This window comes from Sorangium sp. So ce321, from assembly GCF_051530195.1.
Classification (GTDB): domain Bacteria; phylum Myxococcota_A; class Polyangia; order Polyangiales; family Polyangiaceae; genus Sorangium.
Genome location: NZ_CP150329.1, coordinates 7,088,365 through 7,107,560, shown reverse-complemented (window position 1 = coordinate 7,107,560; position 19,196 = coordinate 7,088,365). Strand labels below are relative to the sequence as shown.

The 19,196-nt window shown below is 71.6% G+C and carries 3 protein-coding genes; all 3 read left to right on the top strand.

Annotated elements, in window-relative coordinates; genetic code table 11:
- Window positions 1-13 precede the first annotated feature (13 nt).
- From WME89_RS26130 to WME89_RS26120, 3 genes are read left to right on the top strand one after another with little or no spacing between them, the layout of a single operon-like run.
- On the top strand, window positions 14-17,065 hold the full coding sequence (locus tag WME89_RS26130) for an amino acid adenylation domain-containing protein (protein ID WP_438011971.1): 17,052 nt from the start codon (window positions 14-16) through the stop codon (window positions 17,063-17,065).
- On the top strand, window positions 17,065-18,015 hold the full coding sequence (locus WME89_RS26125; RefSeq protein ID WP_438011793.1) for a fatty acid desaturase family protein: 951 nt from the start codon (window positions 17,065-17,067) through the stop codon (window positions 18,013-18,015). The genes WME89_RS26130 and WME89_RS26125 overlap by 1 nt, the downstream gene beginning before the upstream one ends.
- Window positions 18,012-19,166 (top strand): methyltransferase, encoded by a 1,155-nt coding sequence (locus tag WME89_RS26120; RefSeq protein ID WP_438011792.1) that lies wholly within the window; start codon window positions 18,012-18,014, stop codon window positions 19,164-19,166. The genes WME89_RS26125 and WME89_RS26120 overlap by 4 nt, the downstream gene beginning before the upstream one ends.
- Window positions 19,167-19,196: the final 30 nt, after the last annotated feature.

Genomic DNA, 19,196 nt, shown 5'->3' with positions numbered 1-19,196 from the left:
TCTGAACCAGCTCATGACCATGCTCGAGACCAAGGGCCTCGCGCTGACGCTCGTCGGCGACGGGCTTTCGTTGCGAGGCAACGAGTCGGCGCTCGCCGATCGCGAGCTTGTCGCATCGGTGCGCGAGCACAAGCAGGCCCTGATCGAGCTCCTCCGAGCCGGTCACACGATCGGCGCCGGCGCGCGCGCCGCCGTGCCACCCAACCTGATTCCCGACGCCGCCGAGCGGATCACCCCCGAGATGCTCACGCTGGTGAGCCTGGACCAGCCTGCGATCGACTTGATCGTCTCGCGCGTGCCCGGCGGCGCCCGCAACGTGCAGGACATCTACCCGCTCACGCCCCTCCAGGAGGGCATGCTGTTCCACCACCTGTGGAGCCCCGATGGCGACGCCTACACCGAGGGCTATGTCCTGGCCTTCCCGTCGCGGGCGCGCATGGATCGCTTCACCGACGCGCTCGAGCAGGTGGTCGCGCGCCACGACGTCCTCCGCACCAGCATCGCGTGGGATGGGCTCGAGTCGCCGGTCCAGGTGGTGCAGCGGCGCGCTGCGCTCCCCGTCGAGATCCTCGATGTCGACCCGGCTTGCAGCGACGTCGCCCGGGAGCTCGAGCTGCGCTGCGGCGCCCAGCATCTCCGGCTGGACCTCGGACGCGCGCCGCTGCTGCGCTGCTACGCCGCGCACGATGTGTCCACGGGCCGCTGGCTGCTGAGCGTCGTCTTCCATCACATTGCGATCGACCACCTCGCGCTGGAGCTGCTCGTCGCGGAGACCTGGGCCATCGAGCAGGGCCGCGGCGCCGAGCTGCCGCCGCCGGCGCCGTTCCGTGCGTTCGTCGCGGAAGCTCGGCTCGGCGTGAGCGAGCAGGAGCATGCGGCGTTCTTCACGAAGCTGCTCGGCGACATCGACGAGACCACCGCGCCGTTCGGCCTGCTCGACGAGAAAGGCGACGGCAGCGCCGTGGCGGAGGCGACCGTCCAGCTGCCGCGCACGCTGGCCAGCGCGATTCGCGCGTCGGCGCGCCGCCTCGGCGTGAGCCCGGCGAGCCTCGTCCACCTGGCCTGGGCCCTGGTCGCGGCGCGGACGACCGGCCGCAAGGACGTGGTGTTCGGCACCGTGCTGTTCGGTCGCATGCAGGCGGGCGTCGATGCAGGCCGCATGCTCGGCCTGCTCATGAACACGCTGCCGCTGCGGGTCAGCGTCGGCGACGAGGATGTCGAGCAGGCGGCGAAGACCGTCCATGCCCTGCTGGTGGACCTCATGCGCCACGAGCACGCGCCGCTGTCGCTCGCGATGCGCGTGAGCGGGGTCGCGGCGCCGGCGCCCCTGTTCACGTCGCTGCTCAACTATCGCTACAACGTCGAGGCCAAGAACAGCGGCGACCGCAGCGACGGCGTCGAGGTCCTCGCCAGCCACGAGCGCACCAACTACCCGTTGACGCTGTCGGTCGACGACCTGGGCCACGACTTCGCGCTGACCGCGCTGGTCAGCAAGCGCGTTCTGCCCGAACGGGTGTGCGCGTTCATGCAGACCGCGCTGGAGCGCCTGGTGGACGCCCTCGAACACCGTACGCCGCTCCGCCTCGTCGACGTGCTGCCGGAGGCCGAGCGCCTGGACGTGGTGGAGAGGTGGAACCAGACGCGTGCATCGGCGAGCAGAGGGTGCGTGCACGAGCAGTTCGAGGCGCAGGTGCGGCGCAACCCCGAGGCGATCGCGCTGGTGCACGGAGCGGAGCGCGTGAGCTACGGCGCGCTGAACGCGGCGGCGAACCGTCTGGCGCATCACCTGCGCGGGGTGGGGGTGGGTCCGGAGCATCGGGTGGCGATCTGCCTCGAGCGCGGGGTGGGGCTGGTGACGGCGATCCTTGCGGTCCTGAAGGCGGGCGGAGCCTACGTGCCGCTGGATCCGGCTTACGCCTCGGAGCGGCTGGTGGCGACGCTCGCCGACAGCGACCCATCGGTGGTGCTGGTCGACGCGACGGGGCGCGGTGCGCTGGGTGAGCCAGTGTCGGGGTCGGCGCGGTGGGTCGATATCGAGCAAGACGCGGCGCAGTGGGCGGATGCGGACGAGCGCGATCCGGGGGTGGAGGTGTCGCCGAGCCACCTTGCGTACGTGATCTACACGTCGGGTTCGACGGGTCGGCCCAAGGGCGTGATGGTCGAGCACGCGCAGGTGTCGCGGTTGTTCGCGAGCACCGAGGGGTGGTTCGGGTTCGACGAGCGAGACGTATGGAGCCTGTTCCACTCGATCGGGTTCGACTTTTCGGTGTGGGAGCTGTGGGGAGCGCTTTCGTACGGCGGGCGGCTCGTGGTCGTGCCGCTGACGACCGCGCGCTCGCCGGCGGAGTTTTATGAGCTGTTGTGCGCCGAAGGGGTGACGGTGCTGAACCAGACGCCGAGCGCGTTCCAGCACCTGATGGGGGCGCAGGCGCAGACGAGGAGTGTGCACCAGCTGCGCTGGGTGATCTTCGGAGGGGAGGCGCTGGAGCTTCGGACGCTCAAGCCCTGGTACGAGCGCAACGACGAGCAAGCGACGCGGCTTGTGAACATGTACGGCATCACCGAGACGACGGTGCACGTGACCTACCGTGCGCTGGCGGCTCGGGACGCGGAGCGGCCTGGTCCGAGCCCGATCGGGGTGAAGCTGCCCGACTTGCGGCTGTACGTGCTGGATGAGCAGAGGCAGCCGGTGGCGGTGGGGGTGACGGGCGAGCTGTACGTGGGAGGCGCGGGCGTGGCGCGCGGCTACCTCGGTCAGCCGGAGCTGACGGCGGAGCGGTTCATCGACGACCCGTTCACGGGAACGGGGCGCCTGTACCGGACTGGCGATCTGGGTCGCTGGCTGCCCGACGGGAGCATCGAATACCTGGGCCGCAACGACTTCCAGGTGAAGATTCGGGGCTTCCGGATCGAGCTCGGGGAGATCGAGGCGCGGCTGGCGGGCGCGCCAGGCGTCGCGGAGGTGGTGGTCGCCGCGCAGCCGGTGGGCGAGAGCGCGCCGGGAGAGCGGCGGCTTGTCGCGTACTACACGGGCGAGCACGCGCCGGATGCGCGCGCGCTGCGTGAGCACGCCGCGCGGGGCCTACCCGACTACATGCTGCCAGCCGCCTACGTGCGGCTCGCAGCGCTGCCGCTCACCCCCAACGGCAAGCTCGACCGCAAGGCGCTGCCGGCGCCAGACGTCGAGGACTTCGGGCGTCAGGGCTACGAGCAGCCGACGGGGCGCATCGAGCAGGCGCTCGCCGGGATCTGGGCCGAGCTGCTGCAGGTCGAGCGCGTGGGCCGGCGTGACAGCTTCTTCGCGCTCGGCGGTCACTCGCTCGCGGCAGTGCGGCTGGTCTCTCGCGTCCGCAAGGTCCTGGGGGTCGAGCTCGCGCTGAGCGACGTGTTCTTGCTCCCGGAGCTCGCCGCGCTCGCCGAGGCCGTCAGCCGCGCCGCGCGCGCGGCCCACCACGCGATCCCCGTCGCGCCGCGCAGCGGGCCGCAGCCGCTGTCGCTGGCCCAGCGGCGACTCTGGTTCTTGAGCCAGCTGAGCGGCGCGAGCGAGGCCTATCACATCAGCGGCGTGGTCGGGCTCCGCGGTGTGCTCGCCCGCGACGTCCTCCGCCGCGCGCTCCAGCGCATCGTCGAGCGCCACGAGGCCCTGCGCACCTGCTTCCAGGAGCTCGACGGCGAGCCGGTGCAAATCGTCCAGGACGCCGGGCTGGTCCTCGACGAGCACGACCTTCGCAGCGAAGGGGACCCCGAGGCCGCCACACGCCGGTTGATCGCGTCGAACACGGCCCGCGCGTTCGATCTCACCCGCGAAATCCCGCTGCGTGTGCTGCTCGTGCAGCGAGCCGAGCACGAGCACGTGTTGCACGTGGTCATGCACCACATCGCCTCCGACGGCTGGTCGATCGGCGTGTTCGTGGACGAGCTGACCCGGCTCTATCGCGCGTTCCTTGCCGGGCAACCCGACCCGCTGCCTCCACTCGCGATCCAGTACGCCGACTACGCGGCCTGGCAGCGACGCTGGCTCGGCCACGGCGAGCTCGAGGCGCAGGCAACGTACTGGCGCGAGGGTCTGCAGGGCGCGCCGGCCCTCCTGGAGCTGCCCATCGACCGGCAGCGCCCCGCGCGGCAGGATTACGCAGGCGCCGCGGTCGACCTCGCGCTCGACGCCGCGCTGACGGCGCGGGTCCAGGCGGCGGCGCAGCGCCACGGCGTGACGCCCTACGTGCTGCTGCTCTCCAGCTGGGCGGCGCTGCTGGGCCGGCTGTCCGGCCAGACCGACGTCGTGATCGGCAGCCCGGTCGCGGGCCGCAATCGGACCGAGGTCGAGCCTCTGATCGGCTTCTTCGTCAACACCCTTCCCCTGCGCATCGACCTGAACGGCGGACCCACGGTGCGGGAGCTCGTGGCGCGCACCCGCGATCGGGTGCTGGCTGGGCAGGCTCACCAGGACCTGCCTTTCGACCAGATCGTCGAGGCCGTGAACCCGCCGCGCAGCCTTGCGCACCCGCCGCTCTTTCAGGTGATGTTCGCCTGGCAGAACACCGCCGACGCGACGCTCGAGATGCCGGGCCTCGAGCTCTCGGACCTGAGCGTGGCGCAGCCGACCGCTCAGCTGGACTTGACGCTGACGCTGCACGAGGGCCCCGCGGGCATCACCGGCGATCTGAGCTATGCGACGGCGCTCTTCGATCACGAGACCGCAGAGCGCATCCGCGGCCAGTGGCTCACGCTGCTCGAGGCCATGCTCGCCGATGAAGAGCAGCAGGTCAGCACGCTGCCGCTCCTGTCCGAGCGCGAGCGCCACGCGCTGCTCGTCGACTGGAACACGATGGCCGAGGTGCCGGCGCTGGACTGCCTCCACGAGCGATTCGAGGCGCAGGTCCGGCAGAGGCCCGACGCCATCGCCCTGGCGCACGGCACGGCGCGACTCACCTATCGCGCCCTGAACGAACGTGCGAACCGGCTCGCCCATCACCTGCGGGCGCTGGGGATCGGGGCGGACCGCCTGGTCGCGATCTGCGTCGATCGCGGCCTCGACATGGTCACCGCCCTGCTAGCCACGCTCAAGGCCGGCGGCGCCTACGTGCCGCTCGATCCGGCGTACGCGTCCGCGCGGCTCGGCGCCACGCTGGCCGACTGCGCGCCAGCCGTGCTGCTGATCGACGCGGTGGGGCGCGAGGCGCTGGGGGCGTTCACGCCGGGCCCCACGCGCGTGATCGACCTCGACCGCGACGCCGCCGCCTGGGCTGACGCGCCCGACAGTGACCTCGAGCGTGGCGCCACCGGCGTGGCGCCGAACCACCTCGCGTACGTCATCTACACGTCGGGATCGACCGGAAGGCCCAAGGGCGTCATGGTCGAGCACGCCCAGGTCGTGCGTCTGTTCGACGCCACCGACGCGTGGTTTCACTTCGATGATCACGACGTGTGGACGCTGTTCCACTCGTTCTCGTTCGACTTCTCGGTGTGGGAGATCTGGGGTGCGCTCCTGTACGGCGGCCGGCTGGTCATCGTGCCGGCGGCGGTCGCCCGCTCGCCCCGCCACATGGTCGAGCTGATCTGCGACGAGGGCGTGACCGTGCTCAACCAGACGCCGAGCGCCTTCCAGCAGCTCATGGCGGCCGAGGCGGAGTGCGGGCGCGCGAACCGGCTGCGTACCATCATCTTCGGCGGCGAGGCGCTCGAGCTGCACACGCTGCGGCCGTGGTATGCGCGCCACGAGCACGGCCCGCGGCTCGTCAACATGTACGGGATCACGGAGACCACCGTCCACGTGACGTACCGCCCGCTCGAGGCCGAGGACGCGGCTCGGCCGGGACCGAGCCCGATCGGCGTGCGCATCCCCGATCTGCAGCTGCACATCCTCGACGGACATCGCCAGCCGGTGCCGGTCGGCGTGACCGGCGAGCTCTACGTCGGCGGCGCCGGCGTGGCGCGCGGCTACCTGGGCCAGCCCGAGCTCACCGCCGAGCGTTTCCTCGAAAACCCGTTCCCCGGCGGCGGCCGGCTGTACCGCACCGGCGACCTGGCGCGCCGGCTGCCCGACGGCAGCGTCGAGTACCTCGGCCGCAACGACTTCCAGGTCAAGATCCGCGGCTTCCGCATCGAGCTCGGCGAAATCGAGGCGAGCCTGTCGCGCGTCGGGGGCGTGCGCGACGTGGTCGTCGTCGCGCGCGAGGACGAGCCGGGCGACAAGCGCCTCGTCGCGTATTTCACGGCCAGCGGCGAATCCGCGCCGGACGCCGAGCTGCTCCGGCGGCACGCCGCGCAGTCGCTGCCGCCGTACATGGTCCCGGCCGCCTACCTTCACCTGGAGGCGCTGCCGCTCACGGGCAACGGCAAGCTCGATCGCGAGGCGCTGCCGGCTCCGCAAGCGGGTTCGTACGCGCGGCGTGCGTACGAGGAGCCGCGCGGGAGGATCGAGGTGCTGCTCGCGGACCTGTGGTCGGAGCTGCTCAAGGTCGAGCGCGTGGGCCGCCGTGACGACTTCTTCGCGCTGGGCGGTCACTCGCTGCTCGCCGTGCAGCTGGTGTCCAGGGTGCGCCGTGCGCTCGACATCGAGATCTCGCTCGCCGTCGTGTTCGAGTGCCCCGAGCTCGCCCGGCTCGCGGAGCGCCTGAACGAAGCGGCGACCTCGCGGTTACCCGCGTTCCTGCCGCTGACCGACGACGAGCGCCGAGAGCCCCAGCCGCTCTCGCTGGCGCAGCAGCGGCTGTGGTTCTTGACCCGGCTCGACGGCGCGAGCGACGCCTATCACATCGGCGGCGCCGTACGCCTGCGTGGCGCGCTCGATCGCGAGGTGCTGCGCCGGTCGCTGCAGCGGATCGTCGAGCGCCACGAGGCGCTGCGCACCACGTTCGAGCGGATCGACGGACAGCCGAGGCAGGTGGTGCGACGCGACGCGGTGCTTCCCTGGCAGGAGCGCGAGCTCGCCGCCGAGGCCTACCCCGACCGCGAGGCCGCGGCCCTGGCGCTGTGCAGCGCGCACGAGTCCGCGGCGTTCGATCTCGAGCGCGATCTGCCGGTGCGCGCGCTGCTCGTGCGGCTGTCCGCCGACGACCACGTCCTGCATTGGGTGATGCATCACATCGCCGCCGACGGCTGGTCCATGGGGATCCTGCTCGGCGAGCTGACCGCGCTCTATCGCGCCCTGGCTCGCGGCGAGGCCGATCCGCTTCCGCCGCTGGCGATCCAGTACGTCGACCACGCGGTCTGGCAGCGTCGCTGGCTCGCCGCGGGCGAGCTCGAGGCCCAGGCCGAGTTCTGGCGCCGCAACCTGGCCGGCGCGCCGGCGCTGCTCGAGCTGCCGACCGACCAGCCGCGGGTCGAGCGCAGTCACGCGGGAGCCAACGTCGATGTTCAGCTCGGCGCCGCGCTGAGCCATCGGCTGCATGCGCTGTGCCGGCGCCACGGCGTGACGCCGTACATGGCGCTGCTCGCCAGCTGGGCCGCGACGCTCGGCCGGCTCGCGAACCAGGAAGACGTGGTGATCGGCAGCCCGGTCGCCGGCCGCAGCCGGACCGAGATCGAGCCGCTGATCGGCTTCTTCGTCAACACGCTCGCCCTGCGCATCGACCTGCGCGGCGAACCGACGGTGGCCCAGCTGCTCGCGCGCACCCGCGCGCAGGTCCTGGCCGCGCAGGAGCACCAGGACCTGCCGTTCGACCAGGTGGTCGAGGCGGTCAAGCCGCCGCGCAGCCTCGCGCATTCGCCCCTGTTCCAGGTCATGTTCGACTACCTCTCCGCGCAGCCCGGCGGGCTCGAGCTACCCGGCTTGCAGCTGTCGAGCGTCGAGCGGCCGGCGGCGACGGCCCGGTTCGACCTGTCGCTGACCCTCGAGGAGGGCGACGCCGGGATCACCGGCTCTCTGGTCTACGCGACGGCGCTGTTCGAGCGCGCCACGGTGGAGCGCATCGTGGCGCACTGGACCACCTTGCTCGAGGCCATGGCGGCCGGCGACGACCGTCGCGTCGCGGAGCTTCCGGTGCTGAGCGAGGCGCAGCGCCGGCAGATCCTGGTCGAATGGAACGACACCGCCGGGGACTATCCGCGCGCGCGGTGCCTGCACGAGTTGTTCGAGGATCAAGCGCGGCGCACGCCGGACGCGACGGCGCTCGTCGCGGGCGATCAGTCGCTGAGCTTCGCCGAGCTCGACGCGCGGGCCAGCCGGCTCGCGCGATCGCTGCGCGCGCGGGGCGTCGGTCCCGACGTGCTCGTCGCGGTCTGCGCCGAGCGCGGCATCGCGATGGTGGTCGGCTTCCTCGGGGTGCTCAAGGCCGGCGGCGCGTACATCCCGGTGGATCCGCACCACCCCGTCGCGTGGCTCGCGGAGATGCTCGAGGAGGCCGCGCCGCGCGTGGTGCTGACCGAGGCGGCGTGGCAGGCGCGCTTGCCCGCCGCGCAGGCGGAGGTCGTCCTGCTCGCTCCGGGCGGCGAGCCCGTCGAGGACGTCGACCGCTCGGCCGACGCTGGCGAGCTCGACCCGCGCGCCCTCGGGCTGACCCCCCGGCACCTGGCGTACGTCATGTTCACGTCCGGATCGACCGGGCGGCCCAAGGGGGTCATGGTCGAGCACCGCGGGATCGTGAACTACACGGCCCACATGATCCGGCAGCAGGATCTGGCCAGCGGCGACGGCTCCCTCGTCCTCACCTCGCTCAGCTTCGACCTCGCGCTCACCGGGCTCTACCCGCCGCTCCTGTGCGGCAAGACCGTGCGCCTTGGCACACCGGGCAACGACGTGGAGGCGTGGCGTCGCCAGCTCCTTTCGTGCTCCAACCTCGCGCCGCTCAAGCTGACACCGTCGCACCTGGCGCTGCTGCAGCAGGTGATCCCGGCGGAGGCGCTGGCTGGCCGGATCCGCACGCTCGTGCTGGGCGGCGAGCCGCTGCGCGGCGCAGCGCTGCGCTGGTGGCGCGAGCACGCGCCCGACATGCGGATCTTCAACAACTACGGACCGACGGAGATCTCGGTCGCCTGCACCGCCCAGGAGGTCACCGATCCGCTGCCCGCGTCGGTGCCGCTCGGACGGCCCATCACCAACGCGCGGATCTACATCCTCGATGCCCGCGGCGAGCCCGTGCCGGTCGGCGTGGCCGGCGAGCTCCACGTCGGCGGCGTGGGCGTGGCGCGCGGCTACGTCAACCGCCCGGAGCTGACCCGCGAGCGGTTCCTGCCAGATCCCTTCGCCGCCGAGCCCCACGCGCGGATGTACCGCACCGGCGACGTCGCGCGCTGGCGTCCCGACGGCACCATCGAATACCTCGGGCGCAACGATCACCAGGTCAAGATCCGCGGCTACCGCGTCGAGCTCGGCGAGATCGAGGCCACGCTGCGCGCACAGGACGGCGTCGACGAGGTGGTGGTGGTTGCGCGCGAGGACGCGCCGGGCGACCTTCGCCTCGTCGCCTACCTCGCGGGCGCGCCGGTGTCACCGGAGGCGCTGCGGCAGCACGCGAGCGACCGTCTGCCGTCCTACATGGTGCCGTCGGCGTTCGTGCACCTTGCGGCGCTGCCGCTCACGGCCAACGGCAAGGTCGATCGCGCGGCGCTGCCGGCGCCGGACGGGCAGGCCTCGACCCGCGCCTACGAGGCGCCGCGCGGCGAGAAGGAGGAGCGGCTGGCCCGGATCTGGGCCGAGCTGCTCAAGCTCGAGCAGGTCGGGCGCAACGACAACTTCTTCGAGCTCGGCGGACACTCGCTCCTGGCCGTGAGCCTCATCGAGCGCATGCGCGCCGAGCGGCTGCACGCCGACGTGCGCGCGGTGTTCCTGGCGTCGAGCCTGGCCGAGCTCGCCGAGCGGGCCGGCACCGAGAGCCAGGAGGTCACGCTGCCGGACAACCTCGTCACCCCCGGGGCGACGCGCATCACCCCGGAGATGCTGACCCTGGTCCGCCTCGATCAGGAGGCGATCGACAGCATCGTCGCGGGCGTCGACGGCGGCGCGGCCAACGTGGCCGATATCTACCCGCTCGCGCCGCTCCAGGAGGGCATGCTGTTCCACCACCTGCTCGACGACAGCAGCGATGCGTACGTCGAGTCGCACCTGCTCGCGTTCCCGACCCGAGCCGGGCTCGATCGCTTCGTCGCCGCGCTCGATCACGTGATCGCTCGCCACGACATCCTGCGCACCGGCATCGCCTGGCGCGGGCTCGATCAGCCCGTCCAGGTCGTGCGCCGGCAGGCGCAGCTGCCCGTCGAGCTCGTCGTGCTCGATCCGCGCGAGGGCGACATCGCGACCCAGCTCGCCGCGCGCTGCGATCCGCGGCGCGTGCGGCTCGACGTCAGCCGGGCACCGCTCTTGCGCTGCCACATCGCGAGCGACGAGGCGAACGGCCGCTGGGTGATGAGCGTGCTGTCGCATCACCTCGTGGTCGATCACACGACCCTCGATCTGCTCGTCCACGAGGCGAAGGCCTTCTTGCGCGGCGAGGGCGACCGCCTGCCGCCACCGGTGCCGTTCCGCACGTTCGTGGCCCAGGCGCGCCTGGGCGTCAGCCAGGACGAGCACCGCGCGTTCTTTGCGCAGATGCTGGGCGACATCGACGAGCCGACCGCGCCCTTCGGGCTCGTCGATGTGCGCGGTGATGGCCGGGGCATCGGCGAGGCGCACGAGCTCCTGCCGGCCGAGCTCGCCCTGGCCATCCGACGCGAGGCGCGGCGGCTCCGGGTCAGCCCCGCGAGCCTCATGCACCTGGCGTGGGCCATGGTGCTGGCCCGGACGACCGGCCGCGAGCAGGTGGTGTTCGGCACCGTGCTGTTCGGCCGAATGCAGGGCGGCGCCCACGCCGATCGCGGCCTGGGCCTGTTCATGAACACGCTGCCGGTGCGGCTCGGCGTCGGCGAGCGCGGCGTGGCGGAGAGCGTGGCCGCGACCCACGCGCTGCTCGTCGACCTGCTCCGCCATGAGCACGCCCCGCTCGCGCTGGCGCAGCGGGCGAGCGCCGTGCCGGCGGAGGCGCCGCTCTTCACGTCGCTCCTCAACTACCGCTACACGATCGAGGATGCCGCGCCAGAGGCGCCGACGGCGGGCGATGCAAGCGAAGATCGCATCGAGCTGCTGTCCGCCGAGGAGCGAACCAACTACCCGCTCGTCCTGTCGGTGGATGATCTCGGCGAGGGCTTCGCGCTCACCGCTCACGTGCGCGAGCCGATCGAGCCCGCGCGCGTCTGCGCCTTCATGCGCACGGCCGTGGAGGCGGTCGTGCGCGCGCTCGAGCACGGAGGCGGCGCGGCCCTGCGCGAGCTCGACGTGCTGCCGGCGGCGGAGCGCGCGCAGGTCGTCGCTGCCTGGAACGCGACGGCACGGGACTACCGACGTGATCTGTGCGTGCACGAGCTGTTCGAGGCCCAGGCGCGGCGAACGCCGGACGCGATCGCGGTGATCGCGGGCGAGGCCCGCGCGACCTACCGCGAGCTCGACGAGCGCGCGAACCGGCTCGCCCACCTGCTCCGCGCCCGCGGCGTGGGCCCGGACGGCCTGGTCGGCGTGGCTGTCGACCGCGGCATCGATCTGGTCGTGGCGGTGCTCGGAACGCTGAAGGCGGGCGGGGCCTACGTCCCGCTCGATCCGAGCTATCCGCGCGAGCGGCTCGCGACCATGCTCGCCGACGCCCGGCCGAGCCAGCTCGTCACCCAGACCGCGATCGCGGCGAGCCTGCCGGCCACATCCGCGGCGCTCGTGCTGCTCGACGCGCCGGGCGCGCTCGACGGGTATCCCAGCGATCGCCCGGAGCGCGCGGAGCTGACATCGCGCCACCTCGCGTACGTCATCTACACGTCCGGATCGACCGGCCAGCCCAAGGGCGTGATGGTCGAGCACCGCAGCATCGTCAACTTCCTGACCACCATGCAGGACGCTCCCGGCATCACCGCCGAGGACGTGCTGCTCGGCGTGACCTCGCTGTCGTTCGACATCGCCGGGCTCGAGCTGTACCTGCCGCTGTCGTGCGGCGCGACCGTGGTGATCGCCACCCGCGAGCAGGTAGGTGACCCGGTGGCGCTGCATGCGCTGATCGAGGCCCACGGCGTATCGATCCTGCAAGCGACGCCCTCGACCTGGCGCATGCTCGCGCAGCACAGCTGGCCTGCGCGGTGCCGCTCGCTCAAGGTGTTGTGCGGCGGTGAGGCGTTGCCGCCGAGCCTGGCCGCGGAGCTCCTCGGTGGCGTGCCGGAGCTGTGGAACCTGTACGGTCCGACCGAGACGACCATCTGGTCGACCCTGAGCCGCCTCACCGAGCCGGTTCCGCACATCGGCCGACCGATCGCCAACACGCAGGTCTACGTGCTCGACGCGCAGCGCCGCCCCGTGCCGATCGGCGTACCCGGTGAGCTCTATATCGGCGGCGATGGCGTGGTGCGCGGCTACCTCCATCGCGAGGAGCTGACCGCAGAGCGCTTCGTGTCCGATCCGTTCACGCCCGACGGACGCCTGTACCGCACTGGCGACCTCGTCCGCTGGCTTCCGGACGGCGACCTCGAGTACCTCGGGCGCAACGATTTCCAGGTCAAGCTGCGCGGCTTCCGCATCGAGCTCGGCGAGATCGAGGCGCGGCTGGCCGAGGTCGACGAGGTCCGTGAGGTCGTCGTGGTGGCGCGCGAGGACGTACCGGGCGACGCGCGCCTGGTCGCCTATTACACGGCGCCGGCCTCCCTTACCGACGCGCTCCGGCAGCATGCCGCCGCGAGCCTCCCTAGCTACATGATGCCGGCGGCCTTCGTGCACCTTTCAGCGATGCCGCTCACCGCGAACGGCAAGGTCGATCGCAAGGCGCTGCCCGCCCCGGAGACCAGCTCGCCGGTGCGGCGTCACGACGAGGCGCCGCGCGGCGAGATCGAGCAGATGCTCGCAGGGCTCTGGGCCGACCTGCTCCAGGTGCCGGACGTGACCCGCCGCGACAACTTCTTCGAGCTCGGCGGCCACTCCCTGCTCGCCGTGCAGATGGTGTCACGGCTTCGCCGGATACTCGACATCGAGGTCCCGCTCGCCCACGTCTTCGAGCACCCGCGGCTGAGCGCGCTGGCCGAGCGGCTGAGCAACGCTGCCCGCTCGCAGATCGACGCGATCACGCGGATCGAGCGTGGCGGACCGCTGCCGCTCTCGCTGGCGCAGCAGCGCCTGTGGATCCTCGACCGGCTGGCCGAAGGCCGCCAGGCGCACCACCTCCACGGCGGCATCCGGCTGCGCGGTCCGCTCGATCGCGAGGCGCTCGCCTGGGCGCTCGCGCGGCTCGTCAAGCGTCACGAGGCGCTGCGCACCTGCTTCCGCGTCGTCGACGGGGAGCCCATGCAGTTCGTGCGGCCCGAGGCCGAGGCCGAGCTGGTCGTGGTTGCGCGCGATCTACGCGGGCGGCGTGACCTCGACGCCACGACGCTGCGGCTCGCGAGCGCGCACATCGCGGCGCGGTTCGACCTCGAGCGCGACCTGCCGATGCGGGCGATGCTCATGCGCGTTGCTGACGACGAGCACGTGCTGCACATCGTGACGCACCACATCGTGTCGGATGGTTGGTCGATGGGCGTGCTGCTCGACGAGCTCAGCGCCCTGTACAACGCGCACCGCAAGGGTGCGCCCGACCCCCTGCCCGCCCTTTCGGTCCAGTACGCCGACTACGCCGCCTGGCAGCGCCGTTGGCTGGAGCGCGGCGAGCTGGAGAACCAGGTCGAGTTCTGGCGCCGCAACCTCGCCGACGCGCCGACGCTGCTCGCGCTGCCGACCGATCGACCTCGCCCGGCCCAGCAGGACCACGGCGGCGACACCGTTGCCGTGCGGCTGCCCGTCGAGCTCGCCGATCAGCTCCGGGCGCTCGGCCGGCGCCACGGCGTGACCCTGTACATGACCATCCTGGCGAGCTGGGCCGTGACGCTGGGGCGGCTCGCCGGTCAAGACGACGTGGTGATCGGCACCCCTGTCGCGGGCCGGACCCGGGCCGAGATCGAGCCGCTGATCGGCTTCTTCGTCAACACCCTGGCGATGCGCATCGACCTCGCCGGCGATCCGACGCTCGCCCAGCTGCTCGCGCGGACGCGGGCCCAGGTGCTCGCGACCCAGCGTCACCAGGATCTGTCGTTCGATCAGGTCGTCGAGGTGGTGAAGCCACCGCGCAGCCTCTCGCACCCGCCGATCTTCCAGGTCCTGTTCGCATGGCAGAACACGCCCGCTGGCGCGCTTGCGCTCGACGGCCTCGATCTGGCGAGCTTCGAGGTGCCCCAGTCGTCGTCGCAGTTCGACCTGCGCCTCTCGCTCTACGAGACCGAGTCCGGGATCGAGGGGACGCTGAGCTACGCGACCGCCTTGTTCGAGCGCGCCACGGCGGAGCGCTTCGCCGCGCTGTTCGAGCGGTCGCTGCGCGCGGCGGTGGCCAGCGGCGCCGACACACGGCCCATCGCACGACTGTCGCTGCTCGACGCCGCGGAGCGCGCGCAGGTGGTCACGACCTGGAACGCGACCCGCGCTCCGTACCCGCACGACCGCTGCTTCCACGAGCTGTTCGAGGACCAGGTGGCCCGCACGCCGGACGCGGCGGCGCTGGTCTGGGATTCCGGGCAGCTCTCGTACAGAGAGCTCGACGAGCGCGCCAATCGACTCGCCCGCTACCTGCGCCGCCGCGGCGTGCGAGCCGAGTCGCGCGTGGCGGTCTGCATCGACCGCAGCCCCGACATGATCGTCGCGCTGCTGGCGACGCTCAAGGCCGGCGGCGCCTACGTGCCGCTCGATCCGTCGTACCCGCCCGACCGGCTGGCATACATGCTGGCCGACAGCGCACCTCAGGTTGTGGTCGTCGACTCCATCGGCAAAGCCGCCGTCGGACCACGCGCGGTGATCGACCTGTCGCGCGGCGGCGCCGCATGGGCCAAAGAGCCAGCCGGCCCGCTCGACCGAGCCGAGGTCGGGATCGGATCGAGGAGCCTCGCCTACATCATCTACACCTCCGGCTCCACCGGCCAGCCCAAGGGCGTGCTGAACGAGCACCGCGGGCTTTGCAATCTGGTGACCGCCCAGAGCGCGATCTTCGGCGTCGACGAGACGAGCCGCGTGCTGCAATTCGCGGCATTCAGCTTCGACGCCAGCGTGTCGGAGGTCGGCATGGCGCTGGTCTGCGGCGCGAGCCTGCACGTGGTCTCGCGCGACGAGCTCATGCCCGGCACGGCGCTGTCGAGGACGCTCGCGCGCCACGGGATCACCCACGTCACGCTGCCGCCGTCCGCGCTCGCGCAGTGCGACCTCAAGCAGTTCACGGCGACCACGCTGATCGTCGCGGGCGAGGCGATCGCGTTGCGCGAGGCGCAGCGCTGGTCGGCGCAGGTCAGGCTCTTCAACGCGTACGGCCCGACCGAGGCGGCGGTATGCGCGACGATCCACCGCTGCTCGAGCGTCGATGGCGCGGCCGTGCCGATTGGACGGCCCATCCCCAACGCGCGGATCTACCTCCTCGACAGCCATCGCGAGCCAGTCCCGGTCGGCGTGATCGGCGAGATCTACATCGGTGGTGACGGCGTCGGGCGCGGCTACCTGAATCGCCCGGAGCTCACCCAGGAGCGCTTCCTCGACGATCCGTGGAGCGACCGCGCCGGCGACCGCATGTACCGTACCGGCGACCTCGGGCGCTGGCTGCCCGACGGCAGCGTCGAGTTCCTCGGGCGCAACGATCACCAGGTGAAGATCCGCGGCTTCCGGATCGAACCTGGTGAGATCGAGGCCGTGCTGGCCGAGGTGGAGGGCGTCGGGGAGGTGCTCGTGCTGGCGCGCGAGGATCAGCCCGGCGACCTCCGGCTGGTCGCCTACTACACAGCGGAGCAGCCGGTGCCGGTCGGCACGCTGCGCAGGCGCCTCGCCGACCGGTTGCCGGAGTACATGATCCCCTCGGCCTACGTGCACCTCGCCGGGTTTCCGCTGAGCGCGAACGGCAAGGTGGATCGCAAGGCGCTGCCGATCCCGGAAGTCGAGGCCTACGTCAGCCGCGCCTACCTACCGCCCCAGGGCGAGATCGAGCAGAGCGTGGCGGCGCTGTGGGCCGAGCTGCTGAACGTCGACCGGATCGGACGTCACGACAGCTTCTTCGACCTCGGGGGCCACTCGCTGCTCGCGGTGCAGATGCTGGCCCGGCTGCGGGAGATCGTCGATGCGGAGGTCGCGCTGCGCGAGCTGTTCGCCGCGCCCACGCTGCTCGAGCTCTGCGCCGTGGCCGCGCGCCGGACGCCGCTGCATCTACGCTCGAACCTCACGCCATTCCGCCGCGCCGGTACCAAAGGACCGGTGTTCTTCATCCACCCCGGCCCGGGCGAGATCGGCTACGTCACCGCGCTCCTTCCGGGTATCGACCCAGAGGTGCCAGTCTATGGCCTGTCGGCCATCGGCTACCTCTCCGGCGAGACGCCGCTCGAGACGATCGAGGCCATGGCGGCCGCGTACGTCAGCGCCATTCGAGAGGTTCAGGCCCACGGGCCCTATCGCATCGTCGGCTGGTGCCTGGGCGGTAACGTCGGCTACGAGATGGCGCACCAGCTGCTCTCGGCTGGCGAGCGCGTCGAGTTCCTCGCCTTTCTCGACGCTCCCAGCAGCGGGCCGATCGATCCGTCGTGGCTGGCCACCGTGCTCAATCGGCTCCCCGATGACATCCCGGACGAGCTGCGCGCCAAGCTCGGCGAGCTCGACCGCGCGGGCGATGTGCGCGGCATGCTGCTGACCGCCCAGGCAGCCGGTTTCTTGCCCGTCAACCTGCCGATCGACGTCATCGAGCGCTACGTGACCGTCGCGCATGCCGTCAAGACCGCCAAGCTGCGCTACGTCCCGCCGCCGCTCCCGATCACGATCACGCACTATCTCGCCGCGGAGCGTGATCCGGTGTGGACGATGGATGGGTGGGAGAAGGTGGCCCAGCACGTTGTCTACGAGGAGGTCGGCGGCGACCACATGACGATGGTGCAGCCACCGCACGCCCGCGCCCTGGCCCGACGCATCTCCGAGGACATGGCGCGTGCCAACGCGGAGCAACTCGCCGTCGAAGCTCGGCCCTTGCGCGTCGAAAAACAATCACGAGCCCATGCGGGCCCAAACATTGCTGAATAATGGAAGCAATCCTTGACCGCAGCCGCATGATCTCGCGGCAACGCCTGTCCGAGCTGTCTCGGCTCGACACCGCCCGGGTCCTCCTCGCGGTCGCGTTCGACTACGCGGTGATCGTGGCGGCGGTCGTGATCAGCGAACGGTTCTGGTCGCCGCCGCTCTACGTGGCGGCGGTGATCACCATCGCCGCGCGTCAGGTCGGGGTGTTCTCGGTTGCGCTCCACGACGGCGCGCATGGCCTGCTCACGCGCGATCGGGCTCGCAATGACCGCCTCGCGCGGCGCTTGCTCGTGCCGAGCATCGTCTTCGACTTGCTCGAGTACCGTCCGATGCACTTCGACCATCACCGTCACGTCAATGCCCCGGCCGACCCCGATCTGGACGAGTTCTTGGACTGGTACGCCATGCCACCGTGGCGTCGGGCGCTCCAGCTCGCGAGCGCGCTGGTCGGCCTACGCCTGCTCGTGCCGCTGTGCCGGCTGGTGATCCGTGGCAACTGGCGGCAGCGCGTGCTCGCGATCGCGATCCCGGGCGCGCTGGTCGCCGGGGTGCTCCTGCCGGTGTGGCCGCTGCGAATCGTGGCGCTCTACTGGATGGTGCCGCTCGCGACCTGGGGAATGTTCATCAACCTGCTGCGCGCGGTCGCCGAGCACTACCCGCCGGGCACGGCGAACCGGCCGTCGGACACGCCGCTGGTGCTGCTGACCCGCGATGTCGTGCCCTCGCTGTTCGACAGCGCCTTCGTGGTCACGCGCAACGCCAACTACCACCTATCACACCATCTATTCCCCAGCGTTCCCTTCTTCCGACTCCCCGAGCTGCACCGCGAGCTCGCCCGGAGCGAGCCGTTCCAGCGCCACGCGCATGTCACTCGCGGCTACCACCGAGCCCTGCTGGAAGCGGTGTTCGACCGGGCCCCGGCCGCAGTGTTCCAGAGAGGTGCAGCACCATGATCCCGCTCGCAATCGGCTCGCTCGTCACCCTGCTCGCGCTCGGGCTGTTCCGGCTGACCCGACAGTGGCTCGCCGAGCGCCAGCGGAGGCAGCGCATCAAGCGCGAGTTCTGGGCGCGGCAGAGCCGTGACGCCGTCACGCGGTTGGTGTCGGACGCCGGGGCGGCGATCCCCGCGCCGCTCGAGGTGCTGCAACAGCACGCCGCGGTGAGCAGCACCGTGCAGGCGATCGTCGTCGCCCGCGAGCTCGGCATGCTGCGCTTTCTCGACGACCGTCCGGGAACGACCGCTGACGAGCTGGCGGCCCACTTCGGCTTTGTGGAGCGCCCGGTGCGCGCGTGGGTCGAGCTCCTGGCCGCCGCGGGGGTCCTCGAGGGCCGCGACCATGGTCTGGCGCTGACCGAGGCCGCGCGGTTCTACCTCTATCCCGATAGCCCGTTCTTCGACAGCTCGCTGCCCGCCGCGTCGATCAGCCGCTCGCTCCTCCACACGCTGCGCTCGGGGAGCGCCGGCGGCTCCAAGGCGAAGTGGTCGGCAGGCAGCGCGCACCACGCCGCGCTATGGGGACCGGCCATGCACCGGTTCTCGTTTCCGCTCGGCTTCGCGCTCGATGCCTCGGGTCTGCTCGCGGGCCGGCGCGCGATCCTCGATGTCGCGGGCGGCATCGGCTCGATGTGCGTCGCGCTCGCGCTCCGCGACCCGAGCCGGCAGCTCACGCTGCTCGAGCTGCCGGGCAGCGTGGACCTGGCGCGACAGCTGGCCGACCGCTACGGCGTGGCCGATCGCGTGCGCTGCGTCGGCGGCGACATGTTCCAGGTCGCGTGGCCCGACGGCCTCGACGCCGTCCTGTTCACCAACATCTTTCACGACTGGAACGACGAGCGCTGTCTCGAGCTGGCGCGGCGCGCCTACGCCAGCCTGAAGCCGGGTGGTCTTGTGCTCGTGCAAGAGGCGCTGCTCGACGAGGATAGGCCCGGGCCGCTGTGGACCGCCCACTTCTCGCTCATGATGGCGCTCGACATGGAGGCGCGTCAGTTTCGCCCCTCGGAGCTGCGCGCCCTGCTTGCCGAGGCCGGCTTCGTCGATCTCCGCGTCATGCCGCTGCTCGGATACAACAGCTCGGTGGTCGGTGTCCGGCCAGTCACCGGCTGAGCCGTTCAGTCACGCGCGCTCTGCGGCAAC